The sequence below is a fragment of the Mesorhizobium abyssinicae genome (assembly GCF_049887195.1).
GTDB classification, from domain to species: domain Bacteria; phylum Pseudomonadota; class Alphaproteobacteria; order Rhizobiales; family Rhizobiaceae; genus Mesorhizobium; species Mesorhizobium abyssinicae.
Genome location: NZ_JARAKC010000050.1, coordinates 1 through 7323, shown reverse-complemented (window position 1 = coordinate 7323; position 7323 = coordinate 1). Strand labels below are relative to the sequence as shown.

The window sequence follows — 7323 nt, the reverse complement described above, 5'->3', positions numbered from 1 at the left end:
CGCTGACACCGAACGGCAAGCTCGACCGCCAGGCGCTGCCCGCCCCCGACGACGAGGCCTATGCGCACGCCGCCTATGAAGCGCCGCAGGGCGCGGTCGAGACGGCGCTGGCGCAGATCTGGGCGGAACTGCTCGGGGTCGAGCGGGTCGGACGCCACGACAACTTCTTCGAACTCGGCGGCCATTCGCTCCTGGCGGTGCAGTTACTCAGTCGAGCATTAGATCTTAGGCAGAACTTTAGCGCCGCCGACCTCTTCCAAGCCCCTGTTCTGAAGGAACTTGCATCGAAGATTCATTTGGAGCCACAGCCCAGGACTCCGGGAGTGATTTCCGTACAGGCAACCGGATCGCAGCCACCGCTCTTCTTTGTCCCCACAGGTTTTGGCGATTGTTCCTACGTCCTCAGGCTGATGGAGGAAATGGACGTAGACTGTCCCGTCTACGCTCTGCCATGGCCCCCCTTCAATAACCTTGGTCCACCAACTCTTGAGGCGATAGCCGCGGAGACCATCGTGGCGATTAGAAAGATCCAGCCGCGGGGTCCGTATCGTTTCGCTGGATACTCATCAGGCGGAATCTTGGCTTACGCCATAGCCCAGCTCTTACTGGGTCGCGATGAAGCTATCTCTTTCATCGCGTTAATCGATGTTACGCTACCTGCAAACTTGACAAAAATATCACCCATCCAAATGGTACGAGACGTGGTGCTGGATTCTTTTGAATCCTTAGATGATGAGAGCTTCGAAGTGTTGGAGCAATTTGCTAGACAAAGTTCAATCGCTCAGCTGCTCGAAAAGGCTCAGCAAATTGGGGCAATACCTCTGGATCGTAATCTCCATAACGATGTTTTGATGTATGAAAGGACCGCCCCGTTTCACGAGGCGCTGCAGGCGTACCAAGTCCCAACCCTGCCAGTTGAGATACATCATTTTTATGCCACCGAGGCTCTCTTCAGTTCTCGGGCGCGACAAGCTAAGAGTTCATTATGCCCAGAGGCACGTTCGCCCATGCGCGGCTGGGACCGAGTCTTGAGTCCGGACGCCATTACTACCGTACCGATTGTAGGCGACCACGTGACGATGATGAGTGTTCTGGAAAACCGCAAGGCTCTGGCCCGAGCTATTTCTACGCACTTAGCCGGGGCTCTTGAAAAAGATCCCTAGCGAACTGCACCGAAAGTTCTGGCACCCAGACGAGGTTCAGTCTCGGATCGCGACGATCCAATGTCGGAGAGTTCTGGCTCGGTGATCCAAAGATGGGAAGCATATTTGGTCTGCCGCCTCTATTGGTCGACGACCGAGTCGAGCAACTTCAAGGCCAAGCTTCATGGGCTGAGCTTCTCATCCGAAAAGCTCAAAGGGGACCAGATACAATGCAGACTATCACCATTGATCAACAGAACATCCTCGTCGGCATCCGTCCGATAGAACCGGGCGACGAATCCACCTTGTACCATTCCGAAGTTACCTCGTTGGGACGCGTTGTTACCAAAGTTCGCCGCCAAAGCGGTGCCGCAAGAGTAGTCGCCAGAACACTCCTTGGGCAACTGGGATTCCCACTACTGCCGATCCTAAAGACGCGCTCTGGTGTTCCGATCTGGCCACCCGGCGTCGTCGGATCTTTGGCGCACCACGATACCGTAGCAGCCGCCGCCATTGCAGGGACCAAACGGATTGCGGCTCTCGGCATCGATATTGAGCCTAATGAACCTCTCCCGGAGAACCTGATCGAATTGATTGCCACCCCTAACGAGCAACGCATGTACGATCTACATCTGCTCAAGCGGCGGGACCTCTTCGTTTTGAAGGAGGCGGTGTATAAGGCGTGTTTTTCACTGTACAATCATTTCATTGAATTCCAGGATGTGGAAATTGATATCTCTGCGCGATTAGGGTACGTGGCGAAGGCAAATTGCACGTTTTCGCTCGAGTTACTTATTTCCAACAATGTAATCGGGTTGGGGTATTCATGGCCGACAGATGACCTTGCCCGCTGATCTAATCCGGTTTGAAGTTCGTTCTGGCCCATCGAGAGGATCAGGACATGAAACGTAGCCGCTTCTGCCGGCCAGAGGCTGCGCACGCTCACCGCCGCGCGCAAGGCTGCCGTCAGGGAGGTCACTGCCAATCCGAGGCTTGTTGCTTCCCCTGGGGCTGACGTCCCCGATTTCATCGACTGCTGATACAAGCCTGCCCGCTGAAGTGACGGACCAGGAAAAAATAAAAGCCCGCGCGGAAGCGCTTGGCTTCATCATCTGCCGGCTCGATGAACTGCGCCAGATGGCTGCCTCTCACGGACTGCAAACGCTCGGTTGCCTGCTGGACGTCGCCTTCACCGAATCCTGCGACGCGATCAGATGGAAGCGCGGTGAAGGCAGCCCCACATCCGGCCAGACAACTGCAGCGAGGATCATCCATGGATTGTATCATCCGGGGCTGCATCCGGCGCGAGTTCGTGGAACAGCGGCCGGCTTTCTATCGGGAGATGGCCGATTGGATCGCATCCGGGAAGATTCGATACCGAGAAGATATCGTCGATGGGCTGCGGAATGCCCCGGACGCATTCCTCGACTCCTGCAGGGACGCAATTTCGGCAAGCTGATCGTGCGGGTCTCATCCTGAGAGTAAACGCTGAGAGACCCTTTGCGCTACGACCGCGAAGATCGGAAACCAAACAAGCTGTGAGGAACGCGCGCCCCTAGGCACGAATTTCCCAAGCCGGCCCGCGATTTAGAATAAACAATCTCTACAGAATTAGTAGAATAGTGTTCTATGGCGAGGCTCGCCGTAACCACTCGCAGTCAAAGGCGAACGCAATCTGGCTTCCTAGGGACAAACAGGCATGCCTCACGACATCCCCGATTGCATCAAGGTGCTGTGGTTCTTGCCGACGCATGGCGACAGCCGCTATCTCGGCACCTCCGAGGGCGGCAGGGCGGTCGATCTCGACTATCTGACCCAGGTGGCGCAAGCGGCCGACACGATTGGCTATTACGGTGTGCTGTTGCCGACCGGCAGGTCCTGCGAGGACTCCTGGGTTGTCGCCTCGGCGCTGGCCCCGCTGACGAAGCGGCTGCGCTTCCTTGTCGCGGTGCGGCCCGGGCTGCAGTCGCCGACCCTTGCCGCGCGCATGACTGCAACGCTCGACCGCATCTCAAATGGGCGGCTGCTGATTAACGTCGTCACAGGCGGCGATCCGCTTGAGAACAAGGGCGACGGCATCTTCTCGTCGCATGCCGAGCGCTATGAGGTGACGCAGGAGTTCCTGCAGGTCTACAAGCGCCTGCTGAGAGGCGAGACGGTCGAGCACGAGGGCCGGCATTTCCACATCGAGGACGGCCGGCTGCTGTTTCCGCCGGTGCAGACGCCTCATCCGCCACTCTATTTCGGCGGTTCTTCCGACGCCGGATCGACGGTGGCGGCGCAGGAGATCGATAAATACCTGACCTGGGGCGAGCCGCCGGCCGATGTCGAACGCAAGCTCGACGGCGTGCGTGAGCTTGCCGACAAGGCAGGCCGCAAGCTCTCCTTCGGCATCCGCCTGCACGTCATCGCCCGCGAAACCACCGAGCAAGCTTGGGCGGCGGCCGACAGGCTGATCAGCCGGCTCGACGACGCGACCATCGCCTCGGCGCAGACGGTTTTTGCGCGCATGGATTCGGTAGGCCAGGCGCGCATGAGCGCGCTGCATGGCGGCGACCGGTCCAAGCTCGAGATTTCGCCGAATTTGTGGGCCGGCGTCGGCCTGCTGCGCGGCGGCGCCGGCACCGCGCTGGTCGGCGATCCCGCCACGATCACCGAACGCATCGACGAATACCGGCGGCTCGGCATCGACACCTTCATCCTCTCCGGTTATCCGCATCTGGAGGAGGCCTACCGCTTCGGCGAGCTGGTGCTGCCGCATCTGCCGACCAAGCATCCGGTCAAGGCCACTGGCTCTTCCGTCAACACCGGTCCATTCGGCGAGACGATCGCCGGCGACCATCGGCCGAAATCGCTCGCCAGCGCCTCGTGAACGCACTGCCGCCTCGGTCACGCAGCCAAGTCGTCATTCTCGGCGGCGGCTTCACCGGCGCCGCCTTGGCCTGGCAGCTTGGCCGACAGCCTGCACCCCCCTCCATCATCGTCGTCGAGCCGCGTCCGATCCTAGGCGGCGGGCTGGCCTACTCCAGCGAGGAGCCGTCGCATCGCGTCAACGTGCCGGCGGCCCGGATGAACCTGGCGCCGGACGAGCCCGAGCATTTTTCGCGCTGGCTGACCCATGACGGCGAGGCCGAGCGCGATCCGGATGCCGTGTGGCGCAATGGCGATATCTTTCCGAGGCGACGGGTCTTCGGCCGCTATGTTGCCGAACAGTTGGCACCGCATCTCGGCAACGGAGTGATCCGTCATATCCAAGACCATGCCCAGGAGGTGAGGCGCAACGGCGACGGTTGGATCGTGGCCACATCCGGTCAGCCGATCACCGCCGACGTGGTCGTTCTCGCCATGACGCACCCTTCACCCGATGTACCAACCGCGCTGCAGCCGATCGCCGATGCGCACGGCTTCGCTGCCGATGTCTATTCGGGAGATGCGCTCGGTTCGATCGCTCCGGAAGCGTCGGTGCTGATCGTCGGCTCGGGGCTGACTTCGGCCGACACCGTCGCCGAGCTCGACCGCCGCGGCCATCGCGGCCGCATCCTTGCCGTGTCGCGTCACGGGCTGCGCTCGCGCGGGCATCCGCAAGTGCGCGGCCAGCCGTTTGGCGATTTCGTCTCGGCCCCGGCCACGACCGCGCTTGCATTGCTGGAGCGCGTTCGCTCAACGTTGGCGGCGGCGGACACCGACGGCGTCAACTGGCAGTCGGTCTTCGATCAGCTGCGGCTGCAGGGTCCGCTGCTGTGGTCCGCCCTCGGTCCACATGAGCGCACCCGGCTGGTGCGCCGGCTGCGCGTCTTCTGGGACGTGCATCGCTTCAGGATCGCGCCGCAGGTAGAGGCCGTGCTGGAGCGTCGCCGCGCCGAGGGCACGTTCGACAATATTGCTGCGAGCCTGGTGACCTCGAACGACGATGGAGACCGTCTGGCAGTCGTTTTGCGCCGGCGCGGCCAAAGGCAATTCGAGACTATGCATTTCGACGCGGTGATCAACACCACGGGACCGGCGCACGGCAAGGCGCTGCGGACGAATCCGGCGCTGCGCTCGCTTGCCGATGCCGGCCTGATCCGGATCGACCGTCATGGGCTCGGGATCGAAACTGCGCTGGACAGCCGCGCCGCCGGTCCGGATGGCGAACCGCTCGACGGCCTGTTCGTTGCCGGGCCGCTGGCGCGCGGCACCTTCGGCGAACTGATGGGCCTGCCGGAAGTGGCGCGTCACGCGCAGACGGTCGCCTCGCAGATAGAAGGCCAGCTCGGCGTCCAGCCGGCGATCGAGGTCGCACGCTGAAAATCCGCAGCGGATGCGGGTGCGCAAAATTGGTATTTCCGTTCGGGCAGCGTCACGAAAATGTCAGTGGTCAGCTCGATCAGATTCATCGTGTCATCGGCCAAATCAGCTTCTCCTTTTTAAAGCATCTGTCGTCCTAACTTCCGAACCCAGGCAACTCAACGGGAGAATAGCTCCGTCAATCAGGGCATTCGCAGCTACCGCGGCATTCCACTTTGTGGATTGCGAGTCATGGCATCGTCGATCATTCACAGTTTTGTCCAGCGCAACATCATCAGAAGCGTGATTGGCAGACTTGGCGCAGGTCGATCATATGTCGTTCTTCAATTCAATGTAGTGTAAGCGTAGAGCTGCTGCCGCAGCCGATCTCCGGATCGCGCTGTTTCCAGCGCTCGCCCAAGAAAAAGCCCGGCATTTACGCGCGCGGGTAAGTGTTCGGCGCACATGATTGGGCCTGGATTCTCTTTCGACATGACTGTGTTCTGGTGTCCCCTGGAAAGCTCAGTCGAGAGCCCCAGTGAATCGCTTCGACATCCTGGTGATGGTCAGTCGCCCGGCTCCACCGGCCGAAAGCGGCCACGGTCGCACCGGTCGCCACATTTGTGCCGCCAGCCCATTGCCCGCGCCAATTAGGCACGGCATGGTGAGCCACATGTTCGACCCTTTTGCTCCCGACAGCTACATCGTGCGCGCAGAGACCCACATTATCGGAATTGAGCCGAGGATCAGCCGCACCCTCGAGATGCCGATGGCGCTCAACCTTGCCCAACTCCACGAGGTGCTCCAGGCCTCCTTTGGCTGGACCGATAGCCATTTGCACCAGTTCAACATCGGCGGCATCATCTATGGCGCGCCGGAGTTCGATGACGACGGCCTGTCCGCCAATCGCATCTTCGAGGCAACCGAACTCCGGATGATCGATTTCGTCTTTTCCTACGATTCCGACGAACAGCCCGTCACGATCCTTTATGAGTACGACTTCGGCGACAACTGGCGCCATCTGCTCCGTCTGGAACGCCTTCCGCGCGAGGAAGGCGTCAACTATCCTCGCTGTATCGCAGCTGACCGGTCAGGACCACCGGAGGACGTCGGCGGTCCGCACGGCTATGCCGAGTTCCTCGAAGCATGGCACGATCCCGGCCACGACGAACACAAGGCCATGCGTCGGTGGGTCGGCCGCAAATTTCATCCCGAAAACTGTGATCTCGACGCCATAAACAAGGCGATCGTCAAGGCTATGCGCGCCTCGCGCGGCGACTACTGCTTCCGTGGCCACCAGTCCTCCTAAGCTCCGCGCGAGAGCGGACGTCTAGTCCTTTCACAACTCGAAAGACCTTGCTCAATAGACATGCTGCGGAACTCTTCTCGAGCTGCGGCACGCAACCCTGGCTCTTGAGACGCCGCCACCGGGCCCCGCCGCTACGGCTTCATCCTCGCCCTTGGGATTGGCGCTCGCCCAGGCTCTCTCTCTCGTTCATCCGCTCTACCGCCGCTCCACCTTCCCGCGCAGCGCCATATGCCGTGGTGACCTGCCTCAGATTCGCCTCGGCCGATTTTGGCACGGAGGGGTGCTGGAACCTTTCGCCCGAGGCCGAGGCGCGCAGCATGGCGCGTGCTCCTTCTTCACCGAAACGGGCTTCGACCGATGCCCTTAACGTCGTTATCTCCTGACGGATCTCAGGGTCGGCGGCGATGGTCCCATGTAGTGCCATTCGACGCCGGTCTGCTGGCACCAGTGCTGGACTGCCATGGAGGTCAGCTCCGTGCCGTAGCACCTGCGGAATGAAGGAGCGGCGGCGGCTGAGACAGCGGATGATGGTGTCGAGCTCGCGCACGACGCGCAGGCCCGACAGCGAGGTGTCGGCGATCAGCGCCAGACACTCCCGCCTCTAGC

General features: G+C 61.0%; 6 protein-coding genes and 1 pseudogene. 6 read left to right on the top strand and 1 reads right to left on the bottom strand.

From position 1 onward, the window contains the following. On the top strand, positions 1-1163 hold a 1163-nt coding region (locus PU724_RS33075), incomplete at its 5' end, for a thioesterase domain-containing protein (protein WP_426213797.1). A gap of 209 nt (positions 1164-1372) precedes the next feature. After that, the gene (locus tag PU724_RS33070) at positions 1373-1996 is read left to right on the top strand and encodes a 4'-phosphopantetheinyl transferase family protein (protein WP_354425970.1); all 624 of its coding nucleotides are present in this window, start codon (positions 1373-1375) and stop codon (positions 1994-1996) included. 172 nt (positions 1997-2168) lie between these two features. Here PU724_RS33070 and PU724_RS33065 read toward each other — a convergent pair whose 3' ends face one another. Next, entirely contained in the window at positions 2169-2417 is a 249-nt protein-coding gene (locus PU724_RS33065) for a hypothetical protein (protein WP_354425971.1), read from the bottom strand. Positions 2418-2427: 10 nt separating this feature from the next. Here PU724_RS33065 and PU724_RS33060 point away from each other — a divergent pair. From PU724_RS33060 to PU724_RS33045, 4 genes and pseudogenes are all read left to right on the top strand, one after another. Further along, positions 2428-2621, top strand: a pseudogene (locus PU724_RS33060) (zinc-binding dehydrogenase); the annotation flags it as partial. Between the two features lie 220 nt (positions 2622-2841). Continuing rightward, positions 2842-4014, top strand: coding sequence for an FMNH2-dependent alkanesulfonate monooxygenase (gene ssuD, locus PU724_RS33055; protein WP_354425973.1), 1173 nt, complete (start codon positions 2842-2844; stop codon positions 4012-4014). Further along, positions 4011-5429 carry an FAD/NAD(P)-binding protein gene (locus PU724_RS33050; protein WP_354425975.1) on the top strand — a complete coding sequence of 473 codons (1419 nt, stop codon included), beginning with the start codon at positions 4011-4013 and terminating at the stop codon, positions 5427-5429. Before ssuD ends, PU724_RS33050 begins: the two co-directional genes overlap by 4 nt. A 640-nt stretch (positions 5430-6069) precedes the next feature. Next, positions 6070-6717 carry a plasmid pRiA4b ORF-3 family protein gene (locus tag PU724_RS33045; protein WP_354425979.1) on the top strand — a complete coding sequence of 216 codons (648 nt, stop codon included), beginning with the start codon at positions 6070-6072 and terminating at the stop codon, positions 6715-6717. Positions 6718-7323 lie beyond the last annotated feature (606 nt).